This window comes from Frisingicoccus sp., from assembly GCF_048388605.1.
Taxonomy (GTDB): Bacteria; Bacillota; Clostridia; order Lachnospirales; family Lachnospiraceae; genus Frisingicoccus.
Window position 1 is genome coordinate 86,752 of sequence record NZ_DBGCTU010000012.1, and the last position, 15,490, is coordinate 102,241.

Consider the following 15,490-nt stretch of genomic DNA (forward strand, 5'->3'; position numbering starts at 1 on the left):
CGCGGAAGAATCCGTCCCTTTGTTGTAACGAAGGGGCTTTTTTTATGCTATGGACGGCAGGAAATAAAGACCCCGGGCAGTATTTTTTAGAAAGGAATCGATAGAGATGAAAGACAGATTAGAACAAATCCGTCAGAATGCGCTGGCTCAGATTGAAGAAGCCGGTGCTCTGGAAAAGCTGAACGAAATACGTGTCGCTTTTTTGGGTAAAAAGGGTGAGCTGACTTCAATCATGAAGTCCATGAAAGAGATTGCGCCGGAAGAACGACCGGCTTTTGGACAGATGGTAAATGAGACCCGTTCCGAAATTGAGAAACGAATGGAGGAAATGAAGACTGAATTGGCTAAAAAGGCCAGAGAAGCCCAGTTAAAGGCGGAGGTTATCGATGTAACCCTTCCGGCAAAGAAGAGCAACGTGGGCCATCGCCATCCAAACACCATTGCGCTGGAAGAAGTGGAGCGTATTTTCGTCGGCATGGGATATGAGGTGATTGAAGGACCGGAGGTTGAAAAAGACTATTACAACTTTGAAGCTCTGAATATTCCGGCAAATCATCCGGCAAAGGATGAGCAGGATACCTTCTATATCAATAAGGAGTTTGTTTTGAGAACTCAGACATCCGGTACACAGGTACACACGATGGAAACTCAGGAACTGCCGATCCGTATGATCGCGCCGGGCCGGGTATACCGTTCCGATGAGGTGGATGCGACCCATTCTCCATGTTTCCATCAGATAGAGGGACTTGTCATTGACAAGCATATTACATTTGCCGATTTAAAAGGAACGCTGGCTGAGTTTGCCAAAGAACTTTTCGGCGAGGAGACAAAGGTTAAATTCCGTCCGCATCATTTCCCGTTCACTGAGCCGAGTGCCGAGATGGATGTTACCTGCTTTAAGTGCGGCGGAAAGGGCTGCCGTATGTGCAAGGGTTCCGGCTGGATTGAAATTCTTGGCTGCGGCATGGTTCATCCAAAAGTCCTTAAAATGAGCGGCATTGATCCGGAAGAATATTCCGGTTTTGCTTTTGGTGTGGGCCTTGAGCGAATTGCCCTGCTGAAATATGAAATTGACGATATGCGGTTACTCTATGAAAATGATACACGTTTCTTAAAACAGTTCTAAAAGGGGGAAGGAAAAATGAATACACCATTATCATGGATTAAAGCTTATGTTCCTGGCCTTGATGTAACTGCTCAGGAATACACAGATGCAATGACCTTATCCGGCACAAAGGTGGAAGGTTTTGTTGCGATGGATAAAAATCTGGAAAAAATCGTTGTCGGACAGATTGAGAAGATTGAAAAACATCCGGATGCGGATAAATTGATCATCTGCCAGGTGAATGTGGGTGAAGAAGAAAATGTTCAGATCGTTACCGGTGCCCCGAATGTCAGCGAGGGAGATCTGGTGCCGGTTGTCCGTGTGGGCGGCCGCGTAGCCGGAGGCCATGACGGCGGTCCGCTGCCGGAAAACGGTATTGCGATTAAAAAGGGAAAACTTCGCGGCGTGGAAAGCTTCGGTATGATGTGCTCGATCGAAGAGCTTGGCTCCAGCCGTGATTTCTATCCGGAAGCTCCGGAGGAAGGTATTTATATTTTTAAAGCCGGTTCCGTAAAACCGGGGGATGATGCGGTGGAAGCTTTGGGACTTCACGATGTGGTATTTGAGTACGAAATCACATCCAACCGTGTGGATTGCTTCGGTGTTCTCGGTATTGCGAGAGAGGCGGCGGCAACCTTCCGCAAACCGTTTGTTCCTCCGGTGGTTGAGGTTAAAGGCAGCGGCGGCGATGTAAATGATTATATTAAGGTGCGTGTGGATGACGGTGATTTATGTCCGCGCTATGTTGCCCGCGTTGTTAAAAATATTAAACTTGCGCCGTCGCCGGAATGGATGCAGCGCCGTCTGGCGGCCAATGGTATCCGCCCGATCAATAACATCGTCGATATCACCAACTATGTTATGGAAGAATACGGTCAGCCGATGCATGCCTATGATCTGGATACGATTGAGGATCATCAGATCATTGTCCGTCGTTTTGCCGATGGTGAAGAATTTGTCACTCTGGATGGACAGAAGCATCAGATGGATAATTCCATGCTGGCAATCTGCGATGGTAAGAAACCGGTTGGTATTGCCGGGATCATGGGCGGTGAAAACTCCATGATCACGGATCACGTTCAGACAATGATGTTTGAAGCGGCCTGCTTTGATGGAACAAATATCCGTCTTTCCGGCAAAAAACTCGGTATGCGGACCGATGCTCAGAGTAAATTTGAAAAGGGTCTGGATCCGAACAATGCGCTTGATGCCATGAATCGGGCCTGCCAGCTTGTAGAGGAACTGGGCGCCGGTGAAGTGGTTGACGGCATTGTGGATATTTACCCTGAAAAACGGGAAGAGCATGATATTCTTTTCAGTGCTGAAAAAGTAAACGATCTGCTCGGAACGGATCTGACCCTGGATGAAATGCTGACTTATTTCGGCCCTCTCGAATTAAAATATGATCCGGAAACAAAGATGGTGACTGTGCCGACATTCCGGCAGGATCTGGAGGGTCAGGCCGATCTGGCGGAAGAGGTTGCCCGTTTCTTCGGCTATGACAATATTCCGGTGACTCTGCCGAGCGGCGAGGCAACGACAGGAAAATTATCTTATAAGCTTCGCGTGGAGGCTGTGGCAAGGGAAACGGCCGAATTCTGCGGTTTCTCTGAGAGTATGACCTATTCCTTCGAAAGTCCGAAGGTGTTTGATAAGCTCTTATTGGATGAAAATGATCCGCTCCGCAAAACAGTAACGATCATGAATCCGCTGGGAGAAGATTTCAGTATTATGCGTACAACGCCGTTAAACGGTATGCTGACATCTCTGGCTTTTAACTACAGTCATCGGAATAAAGAGGCAAAACTTTATGAACTGGCGGTAGTCTATCTTCCAAAGGAACTTCCTTTGACGGATTATCCGGATGAACGGGTACAGTTTACTCTGGGAATGTACGGCTCCGGCGATTTCTTTACAATGAAAGGCGTTGTGGAAGAATATTTGGAGCGCATCGGTATGAAACAGAGAGTGAATTACGATCCGAAGGCCGGTAAGAATTATCTTCATCCGGGGCGCCAGGCCAATATCATATATGATGGTGAGGTCATTGGTTACCTCGGAGAAATCCATCCGGAGGTTGCCGATAATTATAAACTGGGTGCAAGAACCTATGTGGCTGTTCTTGACATGCCTTATCTGGTTGAACGGGCATCCTTTGAGCGGAAGTTCCAGGGAATTGCCAAATATCCGGCAGTGACCCGTGACATCAGTATGGTGATGAGCAAGAATATCATGGTTGGCGAAGTTGAAGAAGTGATCCGCAAACGGGGCGGCAAGCTGCTTGAAAGCTTTGAGCTGTTTGATATTTATGAGGGCGCTCAGATTAAAGAAGGCTTTAAATCGGTGGCTTATTCGATTGTATTCCGGGATAAGACGCGGACACTGGAAGATAAGGATGTCAATGTTGTGATGGATAAGATTCTTGCCGAACTTGAAAAAATGGGCATTGAATTGAGAAAGTAATCGGCCATGAAAACGTCAGATTTTTATTATGATTTGCCGGAAGAATTGATCGCCCAGGATCCGCTGGCGGACCGTTCCAGCTCCCGACTGATGATTCTGGACAGGAAAACCGGTGATATTCAGCATAAAATATTTAAAGATATTATTGATGAACTGAACCCGCAGGACTGTCTTGTCATTAATGATACAAAAGTCATTCCGGCCAGACTCCACGGTGTCAAAGAAGGCACGGGGGCTCATATCGAGGTTCTTCTTTTAAAGAGAAAGAGCGATTCGGTGTGGGAAACCCTGGTGAAGCCGGGGAAAAAGGCCCGTCCGGGGGCCCGGATCTCCTTTGGTGACGGTTTGCTTGTCGGCGAGGTTATGGAAGTGGTGGAGGAAGGAAACCGCCTCATCCGTTTTGAATATGAGGGGATTTTTGAGGAGATTCTCGACAGGCTTGGCGAAATGCCCCTGCCGCCTTATATCAGCCATAAGCTTCAGGATAAAAACCGTTATCAGACAGTTTATGCGAAACATGAGGGCAGCGCTGCGGCGCCGACGGCCGGCCTTCATTTCACGGAGGAGCTTCTGGATGCCATTCAGAAAAAAGGTGTTCGGATTGCCAGAGTGACGCTGCATGTGGGGCTTGGCACCTTCCGGCCGGTGAAGGTGGAAGATGTGGCGAATCACCATATGCACTCGGAGTTTTATATGATCAGCCAAGAAGCGGCGGATATCATTAATGAGACAAAACGGCAGGGCGGCCGGGTGATCTCCGTGGGAACAACGAGTACTCGGACTTTGGAATCTGTGGCGGATGACCGGGGATTTATTCGGGAAGCCAGCGGATGGACCGAAATATTTATTTATCCCGGGTATCAATTTAAGTGTATTGACGCGTTGATCACCAATTTTCATCTGCCGGAATCCACGCTGCTGATGCTTGTATCGGCTCTGGCGGGGAAAGAATATATTTTAAATGCCTATGAGACAGCCGTTAAAGAGCGGTATCGGTTCTTTAGCTTTGGCGATGCGATGTTTATTAAATAAAGGATATTAAATTAAGCTGATGCATTCTGTGATTTTAGGAACACGGAAGGCATCAGCTTTTTGTATAAATATGCCGGAACGGATGGAAACCGTTAAAAGTGGGCGGAAATGGAAAACATATCGGTTCGTTTCCGGCGAAACCTGCTCGGTGTATGACCCGTGACGGATTTAAAGGAAGCGGAAAAATGCGCATTACTGGAAAAACCAAGGGCATTTGCAATCGTGGTGATGGGTTCATCCGAGTAGAGGAGAAGCATCTTTGCCTCGTCTATCTTTCGGTTTCGGATATACTGATAGAGGGTCATCCCTGTCTCTTCTCGAAAAATCGTGGTCAGATATTGGGGCGTCACAGATACTGCGGCGGCCACTTCTTCCAGTGTGATCGGAGAATAGAGTTTTTGATCGATATATTGAAGGCTGCGTTCGATTCGAAACGAATAGGAAACCAGTCTTTTCTTTTGCGCCAATTCAAAAAAAGTGCCGGCCAGTTCTTCAAGAAATTTAAGAGCGTCATCGGGGCTGTTGATTTTATTAATCTGATTAATATAGTAGTCCGAGACATTATAAACCAGTTCTTTATCTACATTGTATCCAAGAAGATATTCACAAAAATAAAAGCAGTCATTGACAAGGGTGTAACGCAGATTCATGAGGTCGTTATCGTTTAGAAATCCCTGTTCGCCGTTCAGTTCCCTGAAATACTGGGCAACCTGCTCTTTGGCGTCGCCCTTACTGTGAGAAACCTTGTGGAAGAGGCCCATAATATTTTCACGGGTCGGATGCTGAAATCCACTGATTCGGTTATTCATGATGAATTGTAAGCAGTCTTTATTCATTTTATCATCTCCGTTTTACTGATGCTCCATCAGAACTATATTAAAAATTATATAATAATCTTAAAAATATGTAAATAAAGACAGATACATATTGTACAATTTAATTATCATTGGATAAAAGGAGGGGGTTAAAGTGACAAATGAGGAATTGTTGAGACGGGTGAATTTCGATAAACCGGATTTTTCCGCGCGTTCATCCGAAGTTTATGATCTTGGGGAAGGAAAGGTGTTGAAGCTTTATTTTTCAGAAACAGAAGATGCCAGTATCGACAGGGAAATCTTAAATACAAAAACGGCCTTTGAAATGGGATGTACGCCGATGGCCTGCTATGGGGATGTGAAAATCAATGGAAGAAGGGGACTGATCTTAAAAAAGCTTGAAGGGTGTTCCATGACAAACATGCCGGCGAAGAATCCGTTGATTTTATTTAAAGCGGGGAAAATACTGGCGGATCTTCATGCGAAGGTGCATGAAAAGGAGGCGCCTCAGTTAAAGGATGTGCGGATGGAAGCCATCGAATTACTTGAAGAGGAGGAAGTTTTCGATTTTTTGATAAAATCGGAGAAGGAAAAAATAAAAGAGTATATTCTGTCTCTCCCGGAATCGGATCATATTCTTCATATGGACTTCCATACAGATAATATTTTATGTGACGGGGACAATTATCAGGTTATTGACTGGATGACGGCAGTGCGGGGAAATCCTCTGGCGGAGATTGCCATGATGAATTTTCTTCACCATGAAGCCGAATTGTTTCCGGGAAGTTCAAAGATAAAGATTGCCTTTATGCAGATGGTGCGGGGAAGCATCTATAACAGTTTTATAAAAAATTATGAGAAGATGACCGGCCTCACGGAAGCGGAGAGCCACAAGTGGGATATCATCGCTTATATTCTGCGCCTTGGAAACTGGAATATCGATTTTGAACGCGAGAATCTGCAAGGGAAAATCACCGCTTTTGTAAAGGGGGTTTAGAGTTCGTGAGCAGTTTTAGAAGTAAAGTAAAAAAGATCAGGGCGCTTTCGCCGGACATTGAGGTCACCGAGGAAAAGGGGTGTATTGTTCTTCGGGGCGAAGTGGACCAATGGGAAACCGTTGTCAAAGCCGGACGGCTCGCCGTGGATTGTAAGAAATATTACGGTGTGATCAATGATATCCGGCTGAAGGGATACCGGCCAAAGGAAAAACTTCCGAGTGAGAAGGATGATCTTTATGACGGGGAGAAGCCGGATGTATTGATCATCGGCGGCGGGCTGACCGGATGTGCCGCCGCAAGGGAGTTGTCCCGCTATCGTTTGAATATTATGCTTGTGGAGAAGGGGGCGGATGTGGCTGCCGGACAGTCTTCAAGAAACGGAGGCGCAGTGCATGTGGGAATTAACTATTCGCCGTCCTCTCAGAAAAATTATTTTAATTACCGGGGAAATATCATGTATTCCAGATTGTCAAAGGAGCTGGATTTTCCTTTTGAACGCACCGGGCATTTAATGCTCATCGGAGCAAAATGGGAGAAAATTTTGCCGAAGCTTTTGGTGATGAATTCAAAACGGCTTCATATCCCGGGGGTGAGATATTTAAACAGAGAGCAATTGTTAAAAATCGAACCCTATGCTCCGTCATGGGCTTACGGCGCTTTATATATGCCGACGGGCGGTTTTACATCGCCTTACAAAGTCAATGTTGCGCTGGCGGAAAACGCTGTGTCCAACGGTGTGAAAATCTGTCTGAATACGGCGGTTCTGGACATGGAGACAAAAGACGGGGAAATCTGTTCAGTGAAAACAAACAGGGGGACGATCTATCCGAAGCTTGTCATCAATGCGTCGGGCGTATATGCGGACGTCATTGCCGAAATGGCGGGGGACCGGACATTCACCATTCATCCGAGAAAGGGAACAGATATCATTTTAGATAAGAAAGTTGGAAAATACATTCGCACCACAGAGGTAAAGTCGCCGATCACTGTTCTCGGGAAGGACAGGAAGCTCAGCGCGGCGGAACGGGTAAAGATGATAAAATTTGCTTTGTCCCATGAAAATACAAGTAAAGGGATCGCCGTTATTCATACGGTGGATAAAAATATGATCGTAGGCCCGGATGTTCAGGAAATTCCGGATCGGGAGGATGTGACGACGGACAGAGAAACAACCGAGCGGATCCTCAGGGAACAGATGCGGGTGGCGGAAAAAATAAAACCATCGGATGTGATCGCTTATTTTGCCGGAGTGCGAGCCCCGACATATGAAGAGGATTTTCAGGTGCGGAAGGGGATTTTCTGTAAAAACATCCTGGAGGCGGCGGGAATCCAGTCACCGGGGGCGACAGCCGCGCCGGCCATTGGCGTAAAACTTGCCCGTTGGGCGGTGGCCTATTTAAGAGAAACGGGGTCTGTAAAGAAAAATACGGATTTTAATCCGATCCGGAAAGGGACGCCTCATCTTGCTTCCCTTTCAGAGAAAGAGAGAGATGCTTTAATTAAAGAAAATCCGGATTATGGGGAAATTGTATGCCGGTGTGAGGAAATTTCAAAGGGAGAGATACTGGATGTTCTTCGTTCTCCGCTTCCGGTTTATACGCTGGATGCGGTAAAACGGCGCTGCAGACCGGGCATGGGAAGATGCCAGGGAGGATTCTGTTCGCCGCTTGTCGTACAGATCCTGGCAAAGGAATGTGGATGTTCTGTAGAAGATATCAGGAAGAACACAGCGGAAAGCAGGATTCTTTTCAGAAGAACAAAGGAGGCCGGAAAATGAGATATGATGTGACGGTAATCGGCGGCGGGCCGGCGGGACTGGCGGCGGCGCTGGCGGCAGACAAAGAAGGGGCAAAAGTGCTGCTGATTGAAAGAGAGCGAAAACTTGGCGGCATTTTGAAACAATGCATCCATGATGGCTTCGGGTTAATGACCTTTGGAGAGAGATTGAGCGGACCGGAATACAGCGAGCGTTTTATTGACAAGGTGCTTGCTTCGGATATAGAGAAAAAACTTCTGACTTTTGTGACAAAGATAAAAAAAGTGAAGGATGGATTCGTCATTTATTACGTGAATCGGGAAGGCGCCGGACATATAAGGACTAAAGCCATTGTTCTTGCGACCGGATGCAGGGAGCGGACGGCGAAACAGGTGTTTATCCACGGTACAAGGCCATCCGGCATTTATACGGCGGGAACGGCCCAGTATTATGTGAATCTGATGGGTGAGATGCCGGTGAAGCGGTGCGTGATTCTTGGTTCGGGGGATATCGGCTTGATCATGGCGCGGCGGCTGACCCTTGAGGGCGCCGAGGTATTGGGCGTTTATGAGGCGAAACCGACGCCTTCCGGGCTGACCCGCAATATTCATCAATGTCTGAATGATTTTGATATTCCGCTTCATCTGTCCCATACGGTGACACGGGTGTTTGGCGACGACCGGCTGACCGGGGTGGAAGTCATGAAGGTGGATGAAAATATGAAGCCGGTATCGGGAACGGAAGAGAGAATTGAATGCGACGGATTGATTTTATCGGTTGGGCTGATTCCGGAGAATGAGCTGGCGGAAAGCCTTGATGTGCCGATTGATGAAAGGACCGGGGGACCGGTATGCGACCAGGAGTACATGTCGGAGGTTGAGGGGATTTTTTGCGCCGGAAATGCGCTTCATGTGAATGATCTTGTGGACTACGTCACAGAAAATGCATGGTCTGCAGGAAAAAACAGCGCCCACTATGAGAAGAAAGAGCGCATCCGAATTCCAGTATTGCCCGGTGAGGGAACCGCTTATGTGGTGCCGGAACGGCTGAACCTCTCAGCGCCCCTTGACAATGTGACGATGTATTTTCGTTCGGCCCGGGAAATGCGGAACGCAAAATTAAAAATCAAGATTGGCGAAAAGACGGTATTTGAAAAAAAATATCCGGTGGTGCGCCCGCCGGAGATGGAGCGACTTTCGATGGATTTTTCCGGGTTTTCAATCGGAGAAGATCAGACGTTAAAGCTTATTTTGGAGGAGGCATAGAGGTATGAAGGAATTTGTATGTATCGTATGTCCGAACGGATGTCGCCTTCAGGTGGATGATGAGGGAAATGTTCATAATGCAAAATGCGAAAGGGGCATCCGGTTTGCTATAGAAGAGATGAATTGTCCAAAGAGGACGGTATGCAGTACGGTGGCTACAGCCTTTGAAGATTTTCCGGTGCTTCCGGTGCGGACGTCACAGGAGATTCCAAAGGAAAAGATCGGAGAACTCATGGAGATGCTGAATGGAATTTGCGTTAAGCAGCGTCTGAGAAGAGGGGAAATTTTGGTTGAGCATCTTTTTGGAACAGAAGCAGATTTGATCAGCACCTCAGACATGACTTATTCCTATTTTAGCGATGAGGGAGGAAAAAAGTGATGACAACTGAAGAAGAAAAGGCGAAAACAGCTGTGATACAGGCTGCAAAGGAGCTGGTAAAAAAAGGGCTGACTGCGAGAACCTGGGGAAATATCAGTGCGCGGATTTCGGATACGCAATTTGTCATTACGCCAAGCGGACTTTCCTATGATACACTGACAGCGGATAAGATTGTGACGGTAAATATCTGTGATGTGTCCTATGAAGGCGATGTCAAACCCTCCAGTGAGGCGGGAATCCATGCCGATGTTTATAAGCTTCGGCCTTCTGTCGGAGCCGTCATCCATACACATCAGAAAGCGGCTTCCGCAATCAGTGTATGTCCGGAGGGATTGTTGATCGAATCGGAAAAAGAAAAGGCCCTGTTAGGAAATATAGTGCCCTGTACGGCTTATGGGATGCCTGGAACGAAAGAACTCAGAAAAGCGGTCAGAAAGACCGTGTCGGATGATCCCGAAAGCAGGGGCTTTCTTCTTCCAAGGCATGGGGCGCTGCTTGTGGGCAGTGACCTGAAAACGACCTTTTTGGAGGCGGAAGCGTTAGAATGTGTCGCTGAAAAAAAGTATCATAGTATAGTCCGAGAGAGTGGTTTGGCCCGAAAACGGCCGCCGGAGCTGACGAAAGCGCTGTATATCCGGATACGACGCGGGTGCGGCACGGCTCATCTCATTTATGCGGGAGGCGCAGCAACTCTTTGTTTTAGCAAAAAAGGTGAAAAGCTTTTACCTTGGCTGGATGATTTATCTCAGATTGCGGGAGTAAATATTTGCTGCTGTGATATTTCAGATGTAAAATCAATGGTAAGAGAACTTCAGCACAAAAATGCAGTGCTTATTAAAGGATATGGGGCGCTTTGTACCGGCAATACGAGGGAAGACGCGCTGGCAGTGAAAATGATTCTGGAAAAAGGCTGCATGGCAGCGCTGTATGGAGAGAAGGCCGCCGACGCCCGTCCGCTGAATCCCATTGATGCAAGGCTGCAGAGATTTGTTTACAGGTATCACTATTCGAAGATGAGTTAGAAAACTTGTGCAGGTGGCAAATGGTGCGGATGTCCATGTGATTCTGGAGATTTCGGCTGCGGATATTACGCCGGAATCCAAAGAGAGTATCCAGGTCAGGGTTAAAGTGCCGGAAAATCTGTTGAATCAGGACAGCTCTGTGATCCGAACATTCTGGGTCGTTCGGAATCATGAGGGTGTGGTGGAGTTTCTGCCGACGACCTTTGATTCGCAGACAAATACATTAACCTTTGAAACCAATAAATTTTCGGATTATGCCATTGTGTATAAAGATACAAAAAAAGCAGCAGATGAGACAGAAAAACCGTCAAACACGGCCTCCGGTACTTCACCTCAGACGGGAGATTCCGTGAGACTGTTGCCGTGGTTTGTTTTGATGCTGATATCCTTCGGCGTTGCAGCAGCCAGTATTGTCCGGATTCGGAGAAAACGGGCGAAATAAAGAGATTAAACTTATTCGATAATTAAATTGGGGGCTTTGAAAATCAGGGAAAGATTTTCAGGGCCCTTTTGCATATACTAAATAAAAAAGGGGATATGGGATGAATAAACCATGTCGATTGAGCAATGTGACAAAAGCCTATCTGGATACCTATGAATGTATTCGTGAGAAAATGATTCAGGGGATGACGGAGGTTAAATTGACAGACAGTATATCCGATAATTTTATTATTCAGATGATTCCCCATCATCAGGCGGCGATCGAAATGTCTGAAAACCTTTTGAAGTATACAACGAATATTTCTCTTCAGGAGATTGCACTGGGAATTATATCCGAGCAGACAAAGAGTATTGAAGATATGCAGAGAATTCAGTGTCAGTGCGGGGAGTGCAAAAATGAATATAAAGAATTGTGCCATTATCAAAACCGTATAAATGAGATCACACAGAAGATGTTTTTATGTATGACCAATGCCCGTTTTACCAATTCGGTGAATTGTAATTTTATGTGGGAAATGATACCGCATCACAGAGGAGCGGTGGAGATGTCAAAAAATGCGCTTCAATATCATATATGCCCGGATCTTCGCCCGATCCTTGCGGCGATCATTCAATCCCAGGAACAGGGAATACGTCAGATGTGCCGTTTGCTGCAGTGTATTCGCTGTTGATAATAATAAATACCTATTTGACATTAACCTTTGGATTCTATATAATAGAAAATTGTTATAGGACTAAAAAATCAAAGGATAAGGTGAATACAATGAGTTTAATGCAGCAATGGGAAGATATGGTGTCTGTATTTAATAATAATGCTCAGTCTCAGCAGAAATTCTGGACAGACTACTATCTTCAGGAAAAAGGTGTTTATGAAAAATTATTGGAGGAGCCTGTAGAAGTCATTTCCGGTACTGTTCAGGAACTGGCTGACAAGTTTGAAATGGATGTTGTTCTTTTCGGTGGTTTTCTGGATGGTATCAATGAAAGCTTAAAAGAGCCGAATCCGGTGGATACGATCGAGGCGGACAGCCAGGTAACAATTGATATTGATTTGGAAAAACTTTATTACAATATGGTGGCGGCAAAGGCTGAATGGCTTTATGAACTGCCTCAATGGGATAAACTTCTTGATGAAGACCGGAGAAAAGAACTTTATAAAGCTCAGAAACGCTCAAAAATAGTCGTTAAAGGTAAAAAGATCGGAAGAAATGATCCATGTCCATGCGGCAGCGGTAAAAAATACAAATTTTGCTGCGGACGGTAGAGGATTGGACAGATAGGCATAGAAACATTAAAACAGACAGTAAATTGGGGCTCAGATATCAAAAGGGTATCTGAGCCTTTTCATAAAAATGCTTTTGGGATAAGGGGGAACAGCTATGATTAATTTTGAATATTATACACCGACAAAGGTGGTTTTTGGAAAGGATGCGGAAAAGGAAACAGGAAAACTTGTAAAAGCTCAGGGATGCCGAAAGGTATTGCTTCATTATGGAGGACAGAGCGCGAAAAAGTCGGGATTGCTGGACCGTATCGAGACGTCTTTAAAAGAAGCCGGCATTGATTATATTTCATTGGGCGGCGTAGTGCCAAATCCGAGATTATCCCTTGTTTATGAGGGAATCCGTTTATGTAAAGAGGCCGGTGTGGACTTTATTCTGGCCGTTGGCGGGGGAAGTGTTATCGACTCGGCAAAAGCCATTGGCTATGGCGTTGCAAATGAGGGCGATGTCTGGGATATTTACAGCAGGAAAAAAGAAGCGGAGGCTTGTCTTCCGGTTGGCGCAGTGTTGACGATTGCCGCAGCCGGCAGCGAGATGAGCTGGTCTTCAGTGATCACAAATGAGGACGGCTGGATAAAGCGGGGGTACAGTAATGATCTGGGGCGGTGCCGTTTTGCCATTATGAATCCGGAGCTGACCTATACGCTGCCGATGTATCAAACCAAGTGTGGAGCGGTAGATATCCTTATGCATACGATGGAACGGTATTTTAATACGGAAACGGATTTTGAGGTGACGGACAGGATTGCTGAAGGACTGATGGTTTCGGTCATCCATAATGCCCGGATCCTTATGAAAGAACCGGAAAACTATAATGCCCGGGCGTCACTGATGTGGGCAAGCAGTTTGTCGCATAATAATCTGACAGGCTGCGGACTTTCTTCCGATTGGGCAACGCACCAGTTGGAACATGAAGTCAGCGGAATGTTTGATGTGGCTCATGGCGCTGGCCTGGCTGCATTGTGGGGAAGCTGGGCCAGATATGTTTATATGGAGAATCCGAAACGTTTTGCCCGGTTTGCTGTGAATGTTATGGGGATTCCTCAGGATTTTGAACATCCGGAGAAAACAGCCCTCGAAGGAATCGAAGCGGTGGAAAGATTTTTCCGGGAGCTGGAGATGCCGACATCTATTCATGAAATGGGCATCGATCTGACCGAGGAGCAGATTGAAACCCTGGCTTATAAATGCAGTTTTAAGGAGACGCGGACGATTGGCGATTTTAAAAAGCTGGATAAAGAAGATATGATTCGTATTTACCAAATGGCGCGATAAGGGATACCCATTCGGGCACCCCGTATGTCAGATGCTGCGCATGGGCGCGCTTCGTCAGGCTTCGCGCGATAAGGGATATAGATTCAAAGAAAAAGGAGATTGGCAGAGATGATCGTATCTACAGTGCTCGGAAAGATTATATCCATATTCATTATTATGGTCGTCGGAGTTATCTGTTTTAGAGTTGGGATTATTGATAATAACACAAAAGAGAAGCTTTCAAGATTAAGTACTTTAATTGTTAATCCGATACTGATTTTCATGTCTTTTCAGATGGCCTATGATACGGCTCTTTTGAAAAACATGGGTATATTATTTGTACTGGCAGTGATCAGTTACTTGATTTCAATTTTGCTGGCCCATTTTTTGCTTCATGAAAAGAAAGGGTATGATCTGGCTGTTGAGAAATTTGCCGTGACTTATACAAACTGCGGTTTTATCGGCGTACCTTTGGGGTATGCGCTTTTTGGAAGCCTCGGCGTTATTTATGCTACTGTGTTCGTGGCTACGTTTCATATATTCTGCTGGACCCATGGCATCCTTTTGCTGGATAACAGCGGATTTCAGCCGAAGAAATTGATCAATCCATGCCTGATCGCGGTTTTCGGAGGGATTATATGCTTTATCTTTCAATTAAAAATTCCGGAAAATATTGCGTTTGCCATGAATTCCATTGCGGATATGAATACGCCGCTGGCCATGCTTTTGTCCGGCGCGATCATGGCTCAATTAAACTTCCGGGATACATTGAAGAAGGGACGGATGTTTTTTGTCGTTGCGCTGCGCCTGGTTGTTTCATCTGCCATATTTGCCTTCCTGCTCCGCTTTATTCCGATTGATGAACAGATGCGGGTGGTTGCCGCAGTGACGGCCGCATGCCCTTCCGGCGCGATGACTATCACCATGGCAATACTCTATGGACGGGATGACTATTATGCCACAGAACTGTTTGGAATGACGACCCTCTTATCCATTGCAACGATACCGCTCTGCATGATGATTGCCGGGTGAGATCATAGCCTTTATGCTAGTTTTTTCAATTCAGCAGAATGACTTTCGACAACCTTTTCTATAATGTCTACGTTGGCTTTCAAGGCATCAAGTTCAGATATTCCATTGGCATATCTTCGATATGTAGAGGTATAGCAGGATTCAATATTTTGAAGTCTCGGAAGAATATCATTTTCAAGTAATAATTCGATATTCGTGGCTTTTGTGGTTATAGGTTTTAATTTTGTATCCAACAATTGAGAAATAGATAATAAGTCTTCATTTGTTAACGACATGAGTTCACGCCCTTTCAGTATTGATAAAATAAACAGAAGTTTTTGAAGGTGGATTTTGGAATATTAAAGAATAGATGTATGATTAGTCTATTATAGGGTATAAAGAAAGTCAATATAAATCTTTCGACAAAATTCATACCCATCCGGGCATCCCGTATGTCAGATGCTTCGCATGGGCGCCCTTCGTCAGGCTTCGCGCGATAAGGAATACCCATCCGGGCATCCCGCATGGGTATAGGAAATTGGTGATAAATGTCAGAATCTCCCGATACATTATATTTGTGTCGGGGGATTTTTTGCGTTAAAATACTCTTATCTAAAAAACATTTCCAATGATATCATATTACATTTCTAATTAGAAAATCCATTG

The 15,490-nt window shown here is 45.8% G+C and carries 15 protein-coding genes and 1 other annotated feature (1 of these 16 cut by a window edge); of the genes, 13 read left to right on the top strand and 2 right to left on the bottom strand.

The features are described 5' to 3' along the window. Window positions 1-22 (top strand) — a binding site (T-box leader); it begins 202 nt to the left of the window's first position. Between the two features lie 84 nt (window positions 23-106). The 3 genes from pheS to queA are packed head-to-tail and all read left to right on the top strand — an operon-like array spanning window position 107 to window position 4,600. Then, window positions 107-1,126 (top strand): phenylalanine--tRNA ligase subunit alpha, encoded by a 1,020-nt coding sequence (pheS, locus tag ACMN7X_RS03055; protein ID WP_418746033.1) that lies wholly within the window; start codon window positions 107-109, stop codon window positions 1,124-1,126. Between the two features lie 15 nt (window positions 1,127-1,141). Further along, window positions 1,142-3,568, top strand: a complete 2,427-nt coding sequence (gene pheT / locus ACMN7X_RS03060) for a phenylalanine--tRNA ligase subunit beta (protein ID WP_418746034.1) — start codon at window positions 1,142-1,144, stop codon at window positions 3,566-3,568. Window positions 3,569-3,574: 6 nt separating this feature from the next. Next, complete coding sequence (queA, locus tag ACMN7X_RS03065) at window positions 3,575-4,600, top strand: tRNA preQ1(34) S-adenosylmethionine ribosyltransferase-isomerase QueA (RefSeq protein ID WP_418746035.1); 1,026 nt, start codon at window positions 3,575-3,577, stop codon at window positions 4,598-4,600. A 92-nt stretch (window positions 4,601-4,692) separates the two neighbouring features. On the opposite strand, the gene ACMN7X_RS03070 is transcribed toward queA, so the two are convergent. After that, entirely contained in the window at window positions 4,693-5,436 is a 744-nt protein-coding gene (locus ACMN7X_RS03070; protein ID WP_418746036.1) for a helix-turn-helix transcriptional regulator, read from the bottom strand. Between the two features lie 133 nt (window positions 5,437-5,569). Between ACMN7X_RS03070 and ACMN7X_RS03075 the strand changes: the two genes are divergently transcribed. The 10 genes from ACMN7X_RS03075 (at window position 5,570) to ACMN7X_RS03120 (ending at window position 14,845) form a co-directional block, all read left to right on the top strand. Next, entirely contained in the window at window positions 5,570-6,412 is an 843-nt protein-coding gene (locus ACMN7X_RS03075; RefSeq protein WP_418746037.1) for an aminoglycoside phosphotransferase family protein, read from the top strand. Window positions 6,413-6,417: 5 nt separating this feature from the next. Then, complete coding sequence (locus tag ACMN7X_RS03080) at window positions 6,418-8,190, top strand: FAD-dependent oxidoreductase (RefSeq protein WP_418746038.1); 1,773 nt, start codon at window positions 6,418-6,420, stop codon at window positions 8,188-8,190. Then, on the top strand, window positions 8,187-9,434 hold the full coding sequence (locus tag ACMN7X_RS03085) for an NAD(P)/FAD-dependent oxidoreductase (RefSeq protein ID WP_418746039.1): 1,248 nt from the start codon (window positions 8,187-8,189) through the stop codon (window positions 9,432-9,434). The genes ACMN7X_RS03080 and ACMN7X_RS03085 overlap by 4 nt, the downstream gene beginning before the upstream one ends. A 4-nt stretch (window positions 9,435-9,438) precedes the next feature. Next, window positions 9,439-9,813 carry a DUF1667 domain-containing protein gene (locus tag ACMN7X_RS03090; RefSeq protein ID WP_418746040.1) on the top strand — a complete coding sequence of 125 codons (375 nt, stop codon included), beginning with the start codon at window positions 9,439-9,441 and terminating at the stop codon, window positions 9,811-9,813. Next, entirely contained in the window at window positions 9,813-10,835 is a 1,023-nt protein-coding gene (locus ACMN7X_RS03095) for a class II aldolase/adducin family protein (RefSeq protein ID WP_418746041.1), read from the top strand. Before ACMN7X_RS03090 ends, ACMN7X_RS03095 begins: the two co-directional genes overlap by 1 nt. 7 nt (window positions 10,836-10,842) lie before the next feature. Next, the gene (locus ACMN7X_RS03100) at window positions 10,843-11,277 is read left to right on the top strand and encodes a hypothetical protein (RefSeq protein WP_418746042.1); all 435 of its coding nucleotides are present in this window, start codon (window positions 10,843-10,845) and stop codon (window positions 11,275-11,277) included. Between the two features lie 100 nt (window positions 11,278-11,377). After that, on the top strand, window positions 11,378-11,947 hold the full coding sequence (locus ACMN7X_RS03105) for a DUF305 domain-containing protein (protein ID WP_418746043.1): 570 nt from the start codon (window positions 11,378-11,380) through the stop codon (window positions 11,945-11,947). 92 nt (window positions 11,948-12,039) lie between these two features. Next, window positions 12,040-12,540: an SEC-C metal-binding domain-containing protein gene (locus ACMN7X_RS03110; RefSeq protein ID WP_418746044.1), complete on the top strand. Its 501-nt coding sequence runs from the start codon at window positions 12,040-12,042 to the stop codon at window positions 12,538-12,540. A gap of 115 nt (window positions 12,541-12,655) precedes the next feature. Then, window positions 12,656-13,834: an iron-containing alcohol dehydrogenase gene (locus ACMN7X_RS03115; RefSeq protein WP_418746045.1), complete on the top strand. Its 1,179-nt coding sequence runs from the start codon at window positions 12,656-12,658 to the stop codon at window positions 13,832-13,834. Between the two features lie 108 nt (window positions 13,835-13,942). Beyond that, complete coding sequence (locus ACMN7X_RS03120; protein ID WP_418746046.1) at window positions 13,943-14,845, top strand: AEC family transporter; 903 nt, start codon at window positions 13,943-13,945, stop codon at window positions 14,843-14,845. Window positions 14,846-14,856: 11 nt separating this feature from the next. Here the strand turns inward: ACMN7X_RS03120 and ACMN7X_RS03125 are convergent, their stop codons facing one another. Continuing rightward, window positions 14,857-15,120, bottom strand: a complete 264-nt coding sequence (locus tag ACMN7X_RS03125; RefSeq protein WP_418746047.1) for a hypothetical protein — start codon at window positions 15,118-15,120, stop codon at window positions 14,857-14,859. Between the last annotated feature and the right edge of the window lie 370 nt (window positions 15,121-15,490).